A 15,943-nucleotide genomic window follows, 5' to 3' on the forward strand; every position below is an offset into this window, starting at 1 on the left:
TCAGCGGGGCCAGATTTCGCTGTCCATCTCGCCGAGCCGCTCCAGCGCCCCCTCGGCTTCGCGCGCCCAGGTGCGCGGCGAATCGACCACGATCGGGCGCAGCAGGATCACCAGCTCGGTCTTGACCGTTTCTTCCTGGCGACTGCCGAAGGCCTGGCCGAGCAGCGGGATGCGGCTCAGGCCGGGTGTGCCGAAACGCTTCTGCTCGGAAGACTCGCGCATCAGGCCGCCGATGACCACGACCTGGCCGTTGCGCGCCCGGATGATGCTGTCGGACTGGCGCACGCTCGACAGGGCCAGGGGCAGGGATTCCTCCTCGCCGCCGACGGTAAAGGTCTTGGTCTGGTCCTGCACCTCCGAGACGGTCGGGTGGACGTGCAGGATGATGTCGCCGCTGCGGTTGATCTGCGGCGTGACGTCGAGCGCGATGCCGGAGAAGAACGGCGTGAGTTCGACCGAGCTGGCCGCGCTCGTGCTCGCCCCGCCGGTGGACGTGCGCCCGGTCACGCCGGTGACGAAGAACTCGTCGGTGCCGACCTTGATCACGGCCTTCTGGTTGTTGATCGTGGCGACCCGCGGGCTCGACAGCACGCGTGTGACACCCTGGGTCTCGAGCAGCTCGATGAAGGCGTTGAAGCTGCCGGTGTCGGCGGTGATGACCGTGCTGCCGCCGAAGGCGCGGGATTCGAAGCCCTGGACCACCTCGCCCGGGCTGACATCGTATGGGCGCTCGCGGATCGCGGAGACGCCGTCGCTGAAAACGTTCGAGCCGGCGACCTGGCCGAAGCCGGCGAGGCGGCCGTCGATGTCCTCGAGCGCTTGCCAGTTGATGCCCGAGCGATAGGCGTCGCGGAGTTCGACTTCGACGATCTTGGCCTCCAGGATGACCTGACGCTGGACGCTGCCCTGGATCGCATCGAGCAGCTCGGCCACGGCGCGCTGCTCGTGCGGCATGGCGCGAACCGCCACCACGCCGGAGATCGGGTTGAGCATCACGTTGCGGCCATCGGGGCTTTCGAAGATGCCTTCGATGGCGGTCTGCAGTTGATCCCAGAAATTCGACTCGCTCTCGGTCTCGATGCGCGTGCCGGTCGACATGTCGCTGTCGCCCCCGCCGGTCTGGGCCTGGCCGCCGCCTTGTCCGCCGAACTCGTTCTGCAGCGCGTCGGGATTGTCGGTCGACTGACCCGAGCTCACGCGGGTGCGCGACGAGCCCTTGCGGTTGAGGTCGAGGTAGCTGACCTCGTAGACCCGGTTGTGCAGACGCGGCGGGCGAACGATGTAGCCCGTTTCATTGCGCCGGTATTCCAGGCCGTAGATCTCGCGCACGATCTGCATGACCTCCCCGATGGTCACGTCGCGCAGCTCGAGCGAGATTGTCTGTTCGACATCCGGGTGAACCACCATGTTCAGGTCGGTATCGGCCACCAGGCTCATCAGGAACTGTCGCGCCGGTGCATTCTCGACCGTGACGTGGAAACGTTCTTCCGGCGGCGGCTCGAAAGCCGGCTCGGGTTCCGGCATCAGCAAGTCGCGGGTCTCCTCGACATCGGGTGCTTCTCGCGAGGCCGCCGCGTCGAGCTCACTGCGAATGTTGCGATCGATTTCCGCGGCGCGGTCGCTGGTGGTGGCGCAGGCCGCCAGGCCGGCGACCAGGGTCGCGATGGTCAGTATTCTTGTGCTTGGGTGGACGATGGGCAGCATCAGTTCCTCGATCCGTCGTTGTTGACCGTCAGGTGCGTATCAATGTTGAGTTCGATCGTCTCGCCGTCGCGCTGGAGAATCACGCGACCGGCTTCGATCAGACTCACTTCGGCGTCTTCGATCCGCTCGCCTTCGCGCAGTCGCCGACCATCGATGATGGCGATGCGTCGATCGGCGGCGAGGAGAATCGACTGGAGTTGAAAGGGTGCCCGGTCGCCGGCGCTGGCGCCGGTACCGAACCAGGCGTCGATTTCGGCCTGCGTCGGCGGACGCGTGGGATCGCGCACTTCGTCGCGGGCAAGCGCCGCGGCGGAGGCGAGCAGGGTCAGGATCAGGATCGGGATGTTCACGATAGTGCGCATGTTCAGACTCCCAGCCAGCGCTCGTCGAGCGTGACGCTGTAGAGCATCAGTTCGATGCGGTTGGTCGGCCACTGCTCGATGCTCAGCTCCAGCGACTCCCAGAATACGCCGCGCGGCAGGTCCGCGGTTTGCTCGAGGTAGCCGCGGATACCCTCGAAGTCGCTCTCGATCACCAGGCGAACCCGGTGCACGAACAGGCCGGGCACCGGATTTCCGGCCGCGCTTTCGAGGCGTCCGGGGGGCAGGTTCTCGAGTTCGATGATGTTCACGCCGGCGCGGCGCGCCAGGAGGGCGGCCAGCACCGACACCGATTCCTCCGAAGTGGCGATGCCGCCGTGGCGGTCGGCCAGGCGGGCTTCCAGGCTGTCGATTTCGGCCTGCAGGGCGTCGCGCTCGGCCGCCAGCTCGCGATCGGGGTCGCGTCCCCGCTGCGCCGCCAGTTGCTGCAGGTTGCCGGTGAGGTCCGCGACGCGCTGGCGCACGTTCTGGAGCTCGGTGCGCACGGTTTCCTGGCGCTGGCCGAGGGGCTGCATCGACGAGAAATCCCAGACCAGGAAAATGATCGCGAAAACGGCCAGCAGCAACAGCGCCCGCTCGCGCAGGCTCAGCCCGTTGATGCGTTCGGCGACTTTTCTCAGGCGGGCACGAAACGTCATTGCGCTTCCTCCGCCCGGGTGGATACGGAAAAACGCACGCCCGGCTTCGCGTCGGCGCGCTCGGACAGCCGGATCCGGCGAAAGCCCATGCCGGAAAACTCGCTCGCGCGCGATAAGCTGTTCAGCCAGTCGGGCACCAGGCGCGCCTCGAGGGCGTGCCCGTCGACGCTCAGGGTCCGGCCCTGGTCGGCCATCAGCACACCGGTCAGCCACAGTCCCTCCGGAATCCGGACGGCGAGGGCATCGAGTCGACCGAGCAGGTCGACATCGGTGGCCGGCATGCGCTGCTCGAGCGCCGCCAGGCTATCGCGCAGGCCCTCGCGGCGAGCGCGCAGGTCCTCGACCCGTGCCTGGAGCGCGGCGTCGGGCTGGTCTGACGGCATGCTGGACTGCAGTTCGGCGACTTGCCGAACGGCGCGTTGCTCGGCCTGTTGCTGGCGCTCGAGTTCGGCCTCCAGGCTCGAAATGCGCTGGCCGACGAGTAGCGACCAGGTGATCAGCACGGCGACCAGGCCCAGCGAAAGCCAGGCGATCGTCTGTGCCGAGAAGATGATCTGTTCCTTGCGGAAGATCGGCTGGTAGAGGTTGATCTGCTGGCTCACAGGCTGACCTCCTCCTGCCGAAGCGCGCCGCCGAGGGCAATCAGGAACTCGCCGGTGAACTCGTCCGGAACGTCGACGTCCGGTTCGACGACATCCTCGGGACGGTAGCCGAAGACCGGCAGATTCAGGCCTTCGTCCAGCGACTCGACCAGGTCCTGGTGGGCGGGAAACCCGGGAAGAATGCTGAGCGCGGCCACCGGCGGTTGACCGAAGTGGCTGTCGTAATAGTCCAGGGAGCGCTGGACTTCGAGGGCGATCTGGTCGTAGGCGCTGTCCGGGTCCTCGAGAACCTGCGTGGTGCCGGTTTCCAGTCGACGGCTGAGATAGAGGCTGCCCTGTTGGGTGACCGTGATGATGCCGTGGTTCTCCTGCAGGTAGAGCATGGCGACGCCACGAACGTCCTCGTCCAGTTGCGAGGCGAGGTTGCGAAGCGCCATCTCGGTGATGTCGATGACCTGCAGGTTCAAATCGGCGTTCTCGATCAGGTCGATGTGTTCGCGGACTTCCCTCGAACGCGCCGCGACGGCATACATCATGGCCTGGCCCTGGGGGCGGTTGTTCTGGCCGGGAATCTCGAAGACGTCGATGACGGCGTCGTCGACGTGGAAATCGATCAGGTTGCGCACCTTCCAACGCACCGCCGCGCGCAATTCGGAGGGATCGACCCGGGGCGCTTCGACCAGAAGAAGTTCGTACTGTCCGTCGGGAAGTACAAGATTCACGGCCGATCCGCGCCCGGACACCGCCTGTTGCACCAGGCGTTCCAGGTCCTCATCGCCGGTCAGTTCGCGGCAGTCGGCCGCCGCCAGCCGCGGTTTGCGTCCGCGCTGGAAATCGATCGACGCGCTCGCCAGGACTCTGGGCGTCAGGTGCAGCCCGGTCAAGGCGTGGCTGCGCGCACGCTTGCGAAATGGATTCAAGTCTGGCTCCCCTTTGGTGGCATGCCCGACGGCCCAGGCGCGATCGATTGCAAAGTGGTCACGAGGGCGAAAGCCGGCATACTCAATTCCGGATGCAAAGTCTTGCATGATAAAGACTTTGCAACTGTCTGATCAGACTGTGAAATGTATAGCAACGTACCGGGCCGGTCAAACGACGTCATCGCCGTGATCCTTCAGTTCGGTCGTAAATGGATTGTATCCTTCAATCAGGATTCACGCCGGCCGCCTTATATGCGTGATGCGTATCACATAAATAATGATTTACTGCGATTTAAAGCTCATCAATATCGGGCTGCTCACCGATTCCGGGCGGGCGTCTTGACGGCATCCGACAGTTCTCGCGGTTCGCCTGAAAGTGCGGGCGACCCTTGTTAGTATCGGGCCAATCCCGTCGATCCTGATCGCGGCGCCACGTCAGTGGGCCGGACGAGCGACCGTGCCCACCACGCCGGGCAGCGGCCGACAGGAACGTCGGCGGTGCAATCGCCAAGCAACAAGAGGAGAAAGGCCAGACACCATGTCGAATCAGGCAAGCTCACCCGCAAGACAGGACTTCGGTCGCGACCCGGTCGAGGTGCGCGATACCGATCACTACCAGAAGGAGTACGTTCATCGATTCGTCGATAAATGGGACGAGTTGATCGATTGGGACGCCCGCTACAGGAGTGAGGGCGATTTCTTCATCCAATTGCTGAAGGAACGCGGCGCCAAACGTATCCTTGACGTGGCTGCCGGAACGGGTTTCCACTCGGTCCGCCTGATCGAAGAGGGTTTCGAGGTCTGCAGCGTCGACGGTTCAGCGGAAATGCTGGCCAAGGCCTTCGAAAACGGTCGGCGAAGGGGGCACATCCTGCGCACCATCCAGGCAGACTGGCGCTGGCTGAACCGGGATGTCCACGCCACCTATGACGCCGTGATCTGCCTGGGCAACTCTTTCACGCATCTGTTCTCCGAGCATGATCGTCGCAAGGCTCTGGCGGAGTTCTACGCCGTCCTCAAACACGACGGTTGTCTGATCCTGGATCAGCGCAACTACGACGCGATCCTGGACCACGGCCATTCTTCGACTCACAAGTACTACTACTGCGGACACCAGGTAACGGCCGAGCCCGACCACGTCGACGAGGGTCTGGCGAGATTCCGGTACACCTTTCCGGACGAGTCGGCTTTCCATCTGAACATGTTTCCGCTGCGTCGCGACTACACGCGCAGGCTCATGCGCGAAGTGGGCTTCCAGGACGTCACGACCTATGCCGATTTCGAGGAAGACTCGGGCGAGAAAGGTGAGGAGCCCGACTTCTTCATTCATGTCGCCGAGAAGCGCTATCAGAACGATGAATCGACCGGACAGGAGGCGTGAATGACTGAGCAGGCCTATTCCCGCGTGGTCGAGACCGCCCGCGACTACTACAACAGCGAAGATGCCGACAACTTCTACTTTCACGTCTGGGGCGGTGAGGACATCCACATCGGTCTCTACCGCGAAGACGACGAATCCATCGCCGATGCCAGCCGGCGAACCGTGCGCCGCATGGCGGAACTGCTCGGAGCGCTCGATCCCGGCCAGCGGGTGCTCGATCTGGGTGCCGGCTACGGCGGGTCCATGCGCTACCTGGCGCGGGAGTTCGGCTGCCACTGCGTCGCGCTCAACCTGAGTGAGGTCGAGAACGAGAGGGACCGGCGAAAGAACGCTGAGCAGGGCTTGGACGAATTGATCGAGGTCGTCGACGGCGACTTCACCAACCTGCCCTACGAGCCCGGCAGTTTCGACGTCGTGTGGTCGCAGGATGCGATGCTCCATTCCGGTGATCGGACCCGCGTTTGTGCCGAGGCGGCGCGCGTGCTGCGGCCCGGTGGTCGTTTCATCTTCACCGACCCGATGCAGTGCGACGACGCCGACCCGGCGCGCCTGCAACCGATCTACGACCGGATCCATCTCGACTCCCTCGGTTCCCCCGGTTTCTACCGCGAGACCCTGGGAGAGCTCGGCCTCGAGGAGCTGGCCTGGGAGGACCACGGCGACCAGTTGCAGCGCCACTACGCGCGCGTCAAGCGCGAGCTCGAAGCCAACGAGGACGAACTCCGCCGCCGCGGCGTCAGCGACGATTACATCCGCAAGATGAAGGCCGGGCTTCAGCACTGGGTCGACGGCGGACGCCGGGGTGACCTGGCCTGGGGAATCTTCCTGTTCCAGAAGCCGGAGTGACCGGCAGATAAATCCGATCCGGGCTTGGTTTGTTGGTGGCGGATTGGGTACAATGCTCGTTTGCCCCGAGCAGTGCTGCCAGTCGCATGGTCGCTTCTCGAAGCTTGTCCCGGAGTCGTTTCGGGCCCAAGTGCTAGTAAAACTCGGGCCAGTTCAGGAGAGGTGCCAGAGCGGTCGAATGGGCTCCTGCTGGGGAATGCGACCGGCACTTTTTTCAGCCCGCTGGCGCGGTCTGAAAGCCGCTCCGGCCGCATGATTCGGATAATGAGTCTCGCCCATTCTTGGGTGGTTCCGATCAGGCGTATAGTTAAAATCTGAGTTTTGGAGAGGTGCCAGAGCGGTCGAATGGGCTCGCCTGGAAAGCGAGTGTACGGTTTTCCCGTACCGAGGGTTCGAACCGAGCGCAGCGAGCTCGATGCGCAGCCCGCGAAGCGGGCGGAGCAACCCGGAGCGGAGCGGAGGGCAAGCGCCGAAGGCGCGCAGTCAATCCCTCCCTCTTGCGGCCCAACGGGCCGCCCGCCGCAAGGCGGTTGAATTGACTGGAAAGTGACGTTTTAAAGGAGAGGTGCCAGAGCGGTCGAATGGGCTCGCCTGGAAAGCGAGTGTACGGTTTTCCCGTACCGAGGGTTCGAATCCCTCCCTCTCCGCCATCATTGAAAAACCCCGCCTTGAGCGGGGTTTTTTATGAGTATCGTCGCAGAATCTCATCCAAGCGTTTACAATTCGCCGTCAAATACGGAGAGGTGGCAGAGCGGTTGAATGCACCGGTCTTGAAAACCGGCAAGGGTTGATGCCCTTCGAGGGTTCGAATCCCTCCCTCTCCGCCATCACCTTCCGCAACGATTGAACAAAGGGGCCAACTTCCGGTGAGCGGCGACCGCTCGATTCTTCGTTTGCTGTCGGCAACGTTGTTCGCGTTCGCCTGCCAGGGTGCGGCGGCGAGCGTGCTTCTGCTGCACGACGGCGATTCCCTGTCCTCGGAACTCGACTGTCTGGGCATCGAGCGGGCGCTGGGGGAACTGGGGATCGCGCGTGAGCGGGTGGACGTACGCCTGAAGCCCGTCAGCGCCATGTCGTTCGAGGCATCGGTCGTGGTGGCCTGCCACCTGGATTTCTCCCTGGACCTTGCCGGTGCCCAGGCCTTGGGCGATTGGGTTTTCGACGGCGGGGGGCTTCTTGCGACGGGACGCTCCGGTCTCGGCCTGCAGGCGGTTCTGGGCCTGGCATCGGTGACGGCTTCCGACGGCAATGAACTGACCGAGGTGCGCTTCACCAGCGGTCACCCGGCCACCGACGGTATCGCCTGGGATGGTCCGATCGCCGCAGGCACCACCTTGCCGGCCAGCCAGCTTCCGGCGATTGCCCGACATTACTACTACGACGAGTCCCAGGGCGGCTGGCCGAGCTACGAGGCCGTACCCTGGCTGGCCGAGACGACCGGTCACTGGCGTGATTCATCCGCGCCCTGGGGGCAGCCGGACGGCGCTGTCGCAACAACGGCGGTCGGGTACGGCGACGGGCGCGCCATCTACAGCGGCGCGCTGCCCGGCGTTTACGTCAACTGGGACTGGCCCCGGTCGTGGCAAACCGTCGTCGAACGGGCCGTGCAGTGGCTGGCCCGCGACGAAGCGCTGGCTGAACTCGGGCTCTGGCCCGATGCGCACTCGGCGGCGCTGGCCTGGAGCGGCGATACCGAGAAGCCTGCCATGGAAACGGCCGTGCCCGCGCTGCTCGACTTGTTCGACGGACTGGGCCTGCAGGGGTTCGGAACGTTCTATACCGTGGGCCGCGCCGGCGGCGACGCCGGCACGAGCGGGGCGCAGGAGCATCCGGGCGTGGTTCAGGCGATTCTGGCCGCGGGCAGCGAACTGGCCGGCCACGGCGACGTTCATGCCAGTTTCAATGGGCTGTCCTACGCCGAGCAGTACCAGCGCCTGGACGACATGCGCGGGTTGATCGAGCCCCTGATGCCGCCAGGAGAGCGCCTGAGCGGTTTCCGGGCGCCGTACCTGTCGCAGGACTCGACCACCTGGCAGGCCCTGGCCGATCTCGGTTTCACGCACGATTCCGGAGACGCGGACACCTGGAGCAACGTAACCCTACCGCATTTCCGCGGCGATCTGCTCCAGCTTCCTCCTTCCATGCCCATGGATTGGCATCTTTTCGAGCAGTACGACTTGAGCGCGGCCGATGCCCAGGCGATCTGGTTCGACAAGCTCGACTACGTCGTTTCGAGGCGGGGCCTGTTCTCCTGGCTGCACCACCCCTGGGTGATCGAGCCACATCTCGATGTCGTCGACAACCTGTTGGCGTACGCCATCTCGCGCGGTGATATCTGGATGGCACGCCAGGATGAAATCGCCGAGTGGTGGCTGGCGCGCTCCGCCCTGGAAATGCAGCAGCTGACCGCAGCCGGCGCTGGGGTGCGTGTTCGGGTCAGCAACCAGGGTAGTGCGCCGGTGGCTGGCGCATCGGTCTGGGTCAAGGCGCCGGCCGGCGCGGCCCGACCCTGGCAGGTCCGGATCGACGGGCAGTCGATCCAGCCCTACGAACGCGTGCAAGGCGATTCCGTTTACCGGGTGGCGGTTGTCGAATCACTGGCGCCGGGTGAAGCGGCGATCGTCGAGATGATTCCGCGCGACCGCGTCTTCCACGATCGCTTCGTGGCGCCGGCGCAGGATTGAAAGAGAAGGCCCCCACCAGCCCGACCCCAGCACCTGTTCGACCCGCTGCCGCTGCTCCCTTCCGGGCCTGACGGGGTTGACGGGAAGACCAGTGTGGGAAGACCGGTGGGGACCAACGCGTATTATCCCATTACCGTGGCCGGCCTGACAAGCCGAATGCGGATTCCCCGGATTGGGCCGGAAGTCGATCGTGTAAACTCTCTCGTGACAGAGTCGCAGCGCCCCCGAGTCGGTCTGGCGCCCGGTCCATGGTTAATAAACGGTTTTTAATTCAGTGAGTTATCAGGTACTAGCCAGAAAGTGGCGGCCCCGCAATTTTTCCGAGCTGGTGGGCCAGTCGCACGTCGTCAAGGTGCTCGGCAACGGCCTGGCGGAGGGGCGGATTCATCATGCCTTCCTGTTCACCGGAACGCGCGGGGTTGGCAAGACCACCATTGCGCGCATCCTCGCCAAGTCGCTCAACTGTGCCCAGGGCATCACCAGTACGCCCTGCGGCGAATGCGAAAACTGTGTCGCCATCGACGAGGGGCGTTTTGTCGATCTGCTCGAGATCGACGCGGCCTCGCGCACCAAGGTGGACGATACCCGCGAGATTCTCGACAACGTCCAGTATGCCCCGACGCGGGGTCGCTTCAAGGTCTACCTGATCGACGAAGTGCACATGCTCTCGCGTCACAGTTTCAATGCCCTGCTCAAGACCCTCGAGGAGCCGCCCGAGCACATCAAGTTCGTGCTCGCGACGACCGATCCGCAGCAGATCCCGGTCACGATCCTTTCGCGCTGCCTGCAGTTCAACCTGCGTCGCCTCAATACCGAGGAGATCGGTGGCCAGATCCGCCGCATTCTCGCGGCCGAGAACATCGAAGCCGAGGACGCGGCCGTTGACCTGCTGGCGCGCGCGGCCGACGGCAGCATGCGCGACGGGCTGAGCCTGCTCGACCAGGCCCTGGCCGGCAGCAGCAAGCTGCTCGAGACCGATGTGCGCGACATGCTCGGCAGCGTGGAGCAGCGCCACGTGCACGCCATCCTCGAAGGCCTGGCGGGCAACGATGCGGCCGCCGCCGTCGGTGCCGTGGCCGAGGTTTTCGCCCAGGCCCGCGGCATGGGGCAGTTGCTGGCCGACCTGGCCGAGGCGCTGCACCGTATCGCCCTGATCCAGCAGCTCAGCGACTACCGCGACGACAGCCGCGCCGACTGGGATGAACTGATCGCCCTGGCCGGAAAGCTCGACGCCGAGGACGTGCAGCTGTGGTACCAGATTGCCATCACCGGTCGGCGCGACCTGCCGCTGGCGCCTTCGGAGCGAAGCGGTTGCGAGATGACGATCTTGCGCATGTTCGCGTTTCGCCCGGTCGAGGTTGCCGGTGGCACGGGTAGCGGGAGCGAGGGTTCGGCGGCGGGTTCCGGCGCACCATCGCGCGCCGGCGCGCGTGCCGGGGGCGCTCCGGCCGGAGCGCAATCGCACGCCGGGCCCGGCGCCGGGGTTCAAGCGGCCGAGCCGGTGCCTGCGGCATCAACCGGATCCGATACGAGCACTGCCAGGGACGAGCCGTCGTCCGTCCCTCTCGGCCCGGAGACCTGGCCGAGGGTGCTCGAGGAGCTGCCGCTGAGCGATTCCTTCCGCACGGTGGCGGCCATGCTGGTTGTCGGTCGTTTCGATCGCCCCAAGGTGCAGTTCACGGCCGCGCGTGACGATATGGTGCTCATCAGCGAGCGCTTTCGTAGCGCACTGGAAGAGGCGATGACGCAGTGGGCCGGCGAGCCGCTGCGGATCACCATCGAGCCGGTCGACGATGTCGAACTGGCCACGCCGGCGGTGCTCGAAGAGCAGCAGTCGGCCCGAACACAGGCGGAGGCCGAGGAGGCGATCGACACCGATCCCTTCGTGCAGCGCCTGGTCGAGCAGTTCGATGCGGAAGTCGTGCGCGAATCCATTCGCCCGATCAATACACGGAGTCACTGACACGGAGTCACTGATATGAAAGGCAATATCGCGCAAATGATGCAGCAGGCGCAGAAGGTCCAGGAAGATCTCAAGAAGGCACAGGAAGAACTCGCCGAGCTGGAAGTGATCGGCGAAGCCGGCGGCGGGCTGGTCAAGGTTCAGATGAACGGCAAGCACGAGGTGCGCCGGGTCAGCATCGATCCGGAAGTCGCCGACGATCGCGAGATGATCGAGGACCTGGTCGCGGCGGCGATCAATGATGCCGTCAAGCGCGTCCAGGAGATAACCAGGGAGCGCATGGCGGGTCTGACCGGTGGTCTGCCGATGCCGCCGGGCTTCAATCTCTGAGGCCGACTCGCGCGTGAGCGCCGATCCTTTCGACGAGCTGCTCGAGGCCCTGCGCTGCCTGCCCGGCGTCGGCGCGCGTTCGGCCCAGCGCATGGCGCTGCAGCTGCTCGAGCGCGACCGCGAGGGCGGTCGGCGTCTGGCCGACGCGCTGGCAACGGCGATGCGCGATATCCGCCGCTGCCGGCTTTGCCGCAATTTCACCAGCGACGAGGAATGCCGGATCTGCGCCAGCGAACGGCGCTCCAGCGAGGTTCTGTGCATCGTCGAGAGTCCCGGCGACGTCCTGGCGATCGAGGCGGCGACGGGCTTCGAGGGCCGCTACTTTGTCCTCCTCGGGCGGCTGTCGCCCCTGGACGGCATCGGCCCGGAGGATCTGGGCCTGGATCTGCTCGGTGAGCGGCTCGACCAGGAAGGCGTTCGTGAAATCATCATCGCCACCAACACCACGGTCGAGGGCGAGGCCACCGCGCAGTACCTGCGTGAGATGGCGATTTCGCGTGACATCCGCACGTCGCGCCTGGCCCAGGGTGTGCCCCTGGGCGGAGAACTCGAGCACACTGATCGTTCTACGCTCGCGCATGCCTTCAACTCCCGCCTGAATCTCTGATCGCCACGAGAAGACCCCTCCGCCGGGAGCGGCGGAGGGGTCCGATCGCGGCGGTTGCCTTGTGCCTCAGCCTTCGGAGCTCGGCTCGGCGTCGAGCTCGACACGCTCGCGATTCTGGTCGACCGTGCGCAGCCCGATGCCGCGAACGTTGACCAGCTCGTCGATGTGCTCGAAATCGCCGTTTTCCTCGCGATAGGCGACAATGGCCTCGGACTTGGCGGGGCCGACGCCGTCGAGCGCCTCGGCCAGCTGCTCGGCGCTGGCGGTGTTGATGTCGACTTTCATGTCCTGCGCCAGACCGGTCTGAACCAGGGCCAGGGAAAGGATCATTGCAATGAGTGCGTTACGGATCATGATGAATCTCCTGTTTCGTTGCATGAGGTTTCGCGTTTCCGCCGGGGTGTCGCCCGACGTTGGGCACATTGTCCCGGGGAGCCAGCTGCTCGCGAATCGGCAAAATGCAACGATCTGCTGTAGTACAAAAGCGCTTTGAATGTTCGGAAAACCGCCTTCTCAGGTTTTGAGAAATCGGCGTGGTGGAATGAACCTGCAGTCAAACAACGGGAGTTTTCCAGACATGAGCACGCGAGTCAGCAGCAGTCACATCCGGGACGAGATCGTGGGCAAGACCATCAGCGGCGTGATCGCGCGCCCCGGCAGGAAGGGGGAGCCACCGGTGGTGATGATGATGCGCTTCGACGACGGCAGCGTGGTGGAGTTCGTCTCGCCGCGCAGCGACCAACTGTTGCGCCAGGCGATCCGTCGCGACGACGGGCTGCACCCCGGGCAATCCCAGCTGCCGCTGGCCGGTCTGGCCGCTTGATTTGGCGTGATTCACGTCACAAAACAGCGGTTTGAGGCGCGCTTCGGGCTTTATCCACAAAAGCTGTGGATAACCTTGTGGGCAAAATCCCTTCGATCGGCTGGTCAGCGGACTTCAAGCGGATTGATCAATTAATGCTCAGTCAGGTAAATAACTTTAAAAACAATGGGTTATGTTTAAAAGGGTTGACATCCAGGCTTCATACTGGCGTCAAGATTCCGTCAAGGAGGGAATCAATCAGTTGTGCATAACATTCGAAGACACTACTTGATGAGGTGGCTGTAACTCATTGATTTTCAGTTTTGGCGCCATCATCGTAGCGTGGTGCCTTGATTTCGCTCGGCCACTCGGCCAGTTGGCGCAACAAAACCGCCTCTCCCGGGCGCTCCATCATCAGGGTCTTGAGCTGATCCTCGTACTCGGGCAGGCGCACGCTGCCGAGCTCCGGGTCGTCGATCAGCCGCCTGCGGCGATATTGCTCCCAGTCCTCCCTTTCCGTCGCGGTCAGGGTCTCCGGCCATAGCCGGGCCCGGTAGCGGAACAGCAGCTCGTTGAGTCGTTCATCGCGGAAGGGCGCGTGCATTCGCGCCAGCTGACCGGGCTCCAGGCCCTGGACGCGCTGTATGACCGGGCGGTCGCTGCCGGGCGGAAAGCCGCCGTAGAGATCGAGCTCGGGATCGGCGCTGCCGGCCTGGCTGCCGCTTCCGGCGAACAGGGTATTCAGGCGCTCGACGAAATCGGGTCGCTGCGCGACAAGCCCTGCACGCTCATGCAGCTTTGCCGGCTCGATGCCGAGTGCTTCAGCCCGCGAGTCGGCAAGCACATTCATGGGCGCCAGGATCGGGCAGCGATTGTTGCGGATCAGCTTCACCGGCACCCGGCTCACACCCTCGGGAAGGTCGGCCGAAGCGGTCCAGTAACGATCGGAGAGTTCGCCGGCGGTCAGATCGAGGAACGGCGTCGGGTCGACGTTCAGGTTCCAGGCCAGCCACTGGCTGGCAAACCGGGGGTGCCGTCCCAGCGCCACGATGGGTGCTACGCCGCAGCCGGGCAGGGCGGGGAAGCGCGAAGACGCGTGCAGCAAGGGCTCTTGCTGCCCGAGCATGCGGTCGATGCGATCGCGGTTGCGAAGATCCAGGGCCCAGGCCCAGAGTTTCGGCTGGTGCTTTCTGACCAGCCGGGCCATGGCGATCGTGGCGTCGACATCGGCCAGGGCGTCGTGCGCCCGGCTGGTGTCGAGACCGTTGGCGGCAGCGAGATCCTCCAGCCTGAAACTCGGTCGACCGTCGTCGTAGTCGGGCCACTCGATGCCGTCCGGCCGCACGGCCCGCGTCATGCGCATGAGGTCGATCAGGTCGAAGCGACTATTGCCGTTGGCCCACTCGCGGGCGTAGGGATCGATGAAGTTGCGCCAGAACATGTGGCGGGCGACTTCATCGTCGAAACGGAAGTTGTTGTAGCCCACCGAGCAAGTCCGCGGCCGGCTCATCAGCTCGGAAATGCGCTCGGCGAATTCGTTCTCCGGCAGGCCGCGCTCGCGCGCGGTCTGCGGGCTGATGCCGGTAATCAGGCAGGCCATCGGCTGGGGCAGCATGTCGTCGGCGGGACGGCAGTAGATCATCTCGGGTTCGCCGATCGGATCGAGCGCCGCGTCGGTGCGGCGTGCGGCAAACTGGGCGGGCCGGTCCCGGCGCGGATCCGCGCCGAAGGTCTCGAAGTCGTACCACAGGAAGGTTTCGTCGCTCATGGCCGTGCATGATTCCACAGAGCCCGGCGCGAGGCCACAATCGATCACGAATTTTTTGCCCCCGCCATGGTCGGATATGATTCGTGATTCGTAATCGCCCGAGACTTCGGGCAGGAGACAGGATTGATGTCTGAGAAAGCCACTTTCGGAGCGGGCTGCTTCTGGGGTGTCGAGATGCGCTTTCGGGAGATGCCCGGCGTGCTCGATGCCACGGTCGGCTACATGGGCGGTCACGTCGACAACCCGACTTACAGGCAGGTCTGCAGCGACCAGACCGGGCATGCCGAAGTCTGCGAGGTGACCTTCGACCCGGAACGGATCGATTTCGAGCAACTCGTGCGCGCCTTCTTCGCCCTGCACGATCCCACACAGGTCAATCGGCAGGGGCCGGATGTCGGCGCGCAGTATCGCTCCGTTATCTTCGTCCACGACGACGAGCAGCGACAGATCGCCGAGCGCATCAAGGCGGAGATCAACGCCGAGGGTTATTACGCCTCGCCGATCGCCACATCGGTCGAGCCGGCGGCCACCTTCTGGCCGGCCGAGGATTATCACCAGCAGTACCTGGCGAAGAATGGCGGCAGCTGCGCAGTCTCCTGACGCCGAATCGCCGCCCCGGCTGGTCCTGGTCCGCCACGGCCAGGCCAGCCTGGGCAGCGACGACTACGATCGATTGTCTGAACGCGGCCACCACCAGGCCCGGCGCCTTGCCGAGCGCCTGGCGGAGCGAACCGCCGGACGAACGGATCTATGGTCGGGAACCCTCCTCAGGCACCGTCAGACTCTCGCGCCGCTGGCCGGCGGGAAGGATGCAACTGTTCGACGCACCACCGATCTCAACGAGTTTTCAACCTACGGCCTCGTCCGTGCGGCCGTGCAGCAGGCCGACCGGCTTGGCCTGGCCGTGCCGCCTCGATACCAGCTGACCGATCCCGTGGCCCATCTCGACATCCTGCTGGCCTGGTTCCCGCAGGTGATGGCCGCCTGGCAGAGCGACGGCCTGGTCGATCCGGTGGTCGGCACCTGGGCAGCGTTTCGCCGGCGCGTGCTTCTGGCGCGCTCGTCCTGGGAGGCGGCCGTCCACGCCGGGCGCAGCGTGATCGTCGTGACCTCGGCCGGCGTGATCGCCACCGTGCTGGCCGAGCTGGGGCGCCGCGAGCTGGCCTGGCAGCGCGATCTGGCCGTGAAACTGTACAATGCGTCGGTCAGCGAGCTGGCGCTCGTCGAGGGCGCCTGGCGCATCGAGCGCTGCAATTGCACGCGTCATCTCGAATCCGGCGACTTGCGCACGCTGGCCTGAGCCGTCACCAACGAGGGG

At 64.8% G+C, this 15,943-nt stretch carries 16 protein-coding genes, 3 tRNA genes and 1 other RNA gene; 12 read left to right on the forward strand and 8 right to left on the reverse strand.

Annotation, left to right across the window (positions count from 1 at the left end; genetic code table 11):
• From mshL to pilM, 5 genes are read right to left on the reverse strand one after another with little or no spacing between them, the layout of a single operon-like run.
• Positions 1-1,704 carry a pilus (MSHA type) biogenesis protein MshL gene (mshL, locus tag ACDC67_RS02835; protein ID WP_376690407.1) on the reverse strand — a complete coding sequence of 568 codons (1,704 nt, stop codon included), beginning with the start codon at positions 1,702-1,704 and terminating at the stop codon, positions 1-3.
• Complete coding sequence (locus ACDC67_RS02840; RefSeq protein ID WP_376690408.1) at positions 1,704-2,066, reverse strand: hypothetical protein; 363 nt, start codon at positions 2,064-2,066, stop codon at positions 1,704-1,706. The genes mshL and ACDC67_RS02840 overlap by 1 nt, the downstream gene beginning before the upstream one ends.
• 2 nt (positions 2,067-2,068) lie before the next feature.
• Positions 2,069-2,722: a hypothetical protein gene (locus ACDC67_RS02845; RefSeq protein WP_376690409.1), complete on the reverse strand. Its 654-nt coding sequence runs from the start codon at positions 2,720-2,722 to the stop codon at positions 2,069-2,071.
• Positions 2,719-3,324, reverse strand: coding sequence for a PilN domain-containing protein (locus ACDC67_RS02850; protein WP_376690411.1), 606 nt, complete (start codon positions 3,322-3,324; stop codon positions 2,719-2,721). Before ACDC67_RS02850 ends, ACDC67_RS02845 begins: the two co-directional genes overlap by 4 nt.
• Positions 3,321-4,244, reverse strand: a complete 924-nt coding sequence (pilM, locus tag ACDC67_RS02855) for a pilus assembly protein PilM (RefSeq protein WP_376690413.1) — start codon at positions 4,242-4,244, stop codon at positions 3,321-3,323. The genes ACDC67_RS02850 and pilM overlap by 4 nt, the downstream gene beginning before the upstream one ends.
• 538 nt (positions 4,245-4,782) lie before the next feature.
• On the opposite strand from pilM, the gene ACDC67_RS02860 reads away from it, so the two are divergent.
• From ACDC67_RS02860 to ACDC67_RS02885, 6 genes are all read left to right on the forward strand, one after another.
• Complete coding sequence (locus ACDC67_RS02860) at positions 4,783-5,625, forward strand: glycine/sarcosine N-methyltransferase (protein ID WP_376690414.1); 843 nt, start codon at positions 4,783-4,785, stop codon at positions 5,623-5,625.
• A complete protein-coding gene (locus ACDC67_RS02865; RefSeq protein WP_376690415.1) occupies positions 5,626-6,471 on the forward strand; it encodes an SAM-dependent methyltransferase in 846 nt (281 codons plus the stop codon). It begins immediately after the preceding gene.
• 330 nt (positions 6,472-6,801) lie between these two features.
• Positions 6,802-6,900: transfer RNA gene (locus ACDC67_RS02870), tRNA-Ser, on the forward strand.
• 130 nt (positions 6,901-7,030) lie between these two features.
• Positions 7,031-7,121, forward strand: a tRNA-Ser gene (locus ACDC67_RS02875).
• 87 nt (positions 7,122-7,208) lie between these two features.
• Positions 7,209-7,298: transfer RNA gene (locus ACDC67_RS02880), tRNA-Ser, on the forward strand.
• A 39-nt stretch (positions 7,299-7,337) separates the two neighbouring features.
• The gene (locus ACDC67_RS02885) at positions 7,338-9,155 is read left to right on the forward strand and encodes a polysaccharide deacetylase family protein (protein ID WP_376690417.1); all 1,818 of its coding nucleotides are present in this window, start codon (positions 7,338-7,340) and stop codon (positions 9,153-9,155) included.
• Between the two features lie 10 nt (positions 9,156-9,165).
• On the opposite strand, the gene ffs is transcribed toward ACDC67_RS02885, so the two are convergent.
• Positions 9,166-9,263: signal recognition particle sRNA small type (gene ffs, locus ACDC67_RS02890), an RNA gene on the reverse strand.
• A 166-nt stretch (positions 9,264-9,429) separates the two neighbouring features.
• Here ffs and dnaX point away from each other — a divergent pair.
• Genes dnaX through recR form a run of 3 tightly spaced genes read left to right on the forward strand, consistent with a single transcriptional unit; the run spans position 9,430 to position 12,055 of the window.
• Positions 9,430-11,118 carry a DNA polymerase III subunit gamma/tau gene (dnaX, locus tag ACDC67_RS02895; protein WP_376690418.1) on the forward strand — a complete coding sequence of 563 codons (1,689 nt, stop codon included), beginning with the start codon at positions 9,430-9,432 and terminating at the stop codon, positions 11,116-11,118.
• A gap of 15 nt (positions 11,119-11,133) precedes the next feature.
• Positions 11,134-11,448, forward strand: a complete 315-nt coding sequence (locus ACDC67_RS02900) for a YbaB/EbfC family nucleoid-associated protein (protein ID WP_376690420.1) — start codon at positions 11,134-11,136, stop codon at positions 11,446-11,448.
• A gap of 13 nt (positions 11,449-11,461) precedes the next feature.
• The gene (gene recR / locus ACDC67_RS02905; protein ID WP_376690422.1) at positions 11,462-12,055 is read left to right on the forward strand and encodes a recombination mediator RecR; all 594 of its coding nucleotides are present in this window, start codon (positions 11,462-11,464) and stop codon (positions 12,053-12,055) included.
• A gap of 66 nt (positions 12,056-12,121) precedes the next feature.
• Here the strand turns inward: recR and ACDC67_RS02910 are convergent, their stop codons facing one another.
• On the reverse strand, positions 12,122-12,409 hold the full coding sequence (locus ACDC67_RS02910; RefSeq protein ID WP_376690423.1) for a ComEA family DNA-binding protein: 288 nt from the start codon (positions 12,407-12,409) through the stop codon (positions 12,122-12,124).
• Between the two features lie 223 nt (positions 12,410-12,632).
• Here ACDC67_RS02910 and ACDC67_RS02915 point away from each other — a divergent pair, with 223 nt between their 5' ends.
• A complete protein-coding gene (locus ACDC67_RS02915; protein WP_376690424.1) occupies positions 12,633-12,878 on the forward strand; it encodes a hypothetical protein in 246 nt (81 codons plus the stop codon).
• A gap of 286 nt (positions 12,879-13,164) precedes the next feature.
• On the opposite strand, the gene sbcB is transcribed toward ACDC67_RS02915, so the two are convergent.
• Positions 13,165-14,625, reverse strand: coding sequence for an exodeoxyribonuclease I (gene sbcB, locus ACDC67_RS02920; RefSeq protein ID WP_376690426.1), 1,461 nt, complete (start codon positions 14,623-14,625; stop codon positions 13,165-13,167).
• Positions 14,626-14,751: 126 nt separating this feature from the next.
• Here sbcB and msrA point away from each other — a divergent pair, with 126 nt between their 5' ends.
• Positions 14,752-15,225, forward strand: a complete 474-nt coding sequence (msrA, locus tag ACDC67_RS02925; protein ID WP_376690427.1) for a peptide-methionine (S)-S-oxide reductase MsrA — start codon at positions 14,752-14,754, stop codon at positions 15,223-15,225.
• Positions 15,200-15,925 carry a histidine phosphatase family protein gene (locus ACDC67_RS02930; protein ID WP_376690429.1) on the forward strand — a complete coding sequence of 242 codons (726 nt, stop codon included), beginning with the start codon at positions 15,200-15,202 and terminating at the stop codon, positions 15,923-15,925. Before msrA ends, ACDC67_RS02930 begins: the two co-directional genes overlap by 26 nt.
• Positions 15,926-15,943: the final 18 nt, after the last annotated feature.

Source organism: Wenzhouxiangella indolica (assembly GCF_042310355.1).
Taxonomy (GTDB): Bacteria; Pseudomonadota; Gammaproteobacteria; order Xanthomonadales; family Wenzhouxiangellaceae; genus Wenzhouxiangella.

What these genes read in the sequence shown, in the direction of transcription:
- mshL (WP_376690407.1), bottom strand. Translation starts at nt 1,704, where the DNA reads ATGCTGCCCATCGTCCACCCAAGCACAAGAATACTGACCATCGCGACC.
- ACDC67_RS02840 (WP_376690408.1), bottom strand. Translation starts at nt 2,066, where the DNA reads ATGCGCACTATCGTGAACATCCCGATCCTGATCCTGACCCTGCTCGCC.
- ACDC67_RS02845 (WP_376690409.1), bottom strand. Translation starts at nt 2,722, where the DNA reads ATGACGTTTCGTGCCCGCCTGAGAAAAGTCGCCGAACGCATCAACGGG.
- ACDC67_RS02860 (WP_376690414.1), top strand. Translation starts at nt 4,783, where the DNA reads ATGTCGAATCAGGCAAGCTCACCCGCAAGACAGGACTTCGGTCGCGAC.
- ACDC67_RS02865 (WP_376690415.1), top strand. Translation starts at nt 5,626, where the DNA reads ATGACTGAGCAGGCCTATTCCCGCGTGGTCGAGACCGCCCGCGACTAC.
- ACDC67_RS02900 (WP_376690420.1), top strand. Translation starts at nt 11,134, where the DNA reads ATGAAAGGCAATATCGCGCAAATGATGCAGCAGGCGCAGAAGGTCCAG.
- ACDC67_RS02910 (WP_376690423.1), bottom strand. Translation starts at nt 12,409, where the DNA reads ATGATCCGTAACGCACTCATTGCAATGATCCTTTCCCTGGCCCTGGTT.
- ACDC67_RS02915 (WP_376690424.1), top strand. Translation starts at nt 12,633, where the DNA reads ATGAGCACGCGAGTCAGCAGCAGTCACATCCGGGACGAGATCGTGGGC.
- sbcB (WP_376690426.1), bottom strand. Translation starts at nt 14,625, where the DNA reads ATGAGCGACGAAACCTTCCTGTGGTACGACTTCGAGACCTTCGGCGCG.
- msrA (WP_376690427.1), top strand. Translation starts at nt 14,752, where the DNA reads ATGTCTGAGAAAGCCACTTTCGGAGCGGGCTGCTTCTGGGGTGTCGAG.
- ACDC67_RS02930 (WP_376690429.1), top strand. Translation starts at nt 15,200, where the DNA reads ATGGCGGCAGCTGCGCAGTCTCCTGACGCCGAATCGCCGCCCCGGCTG.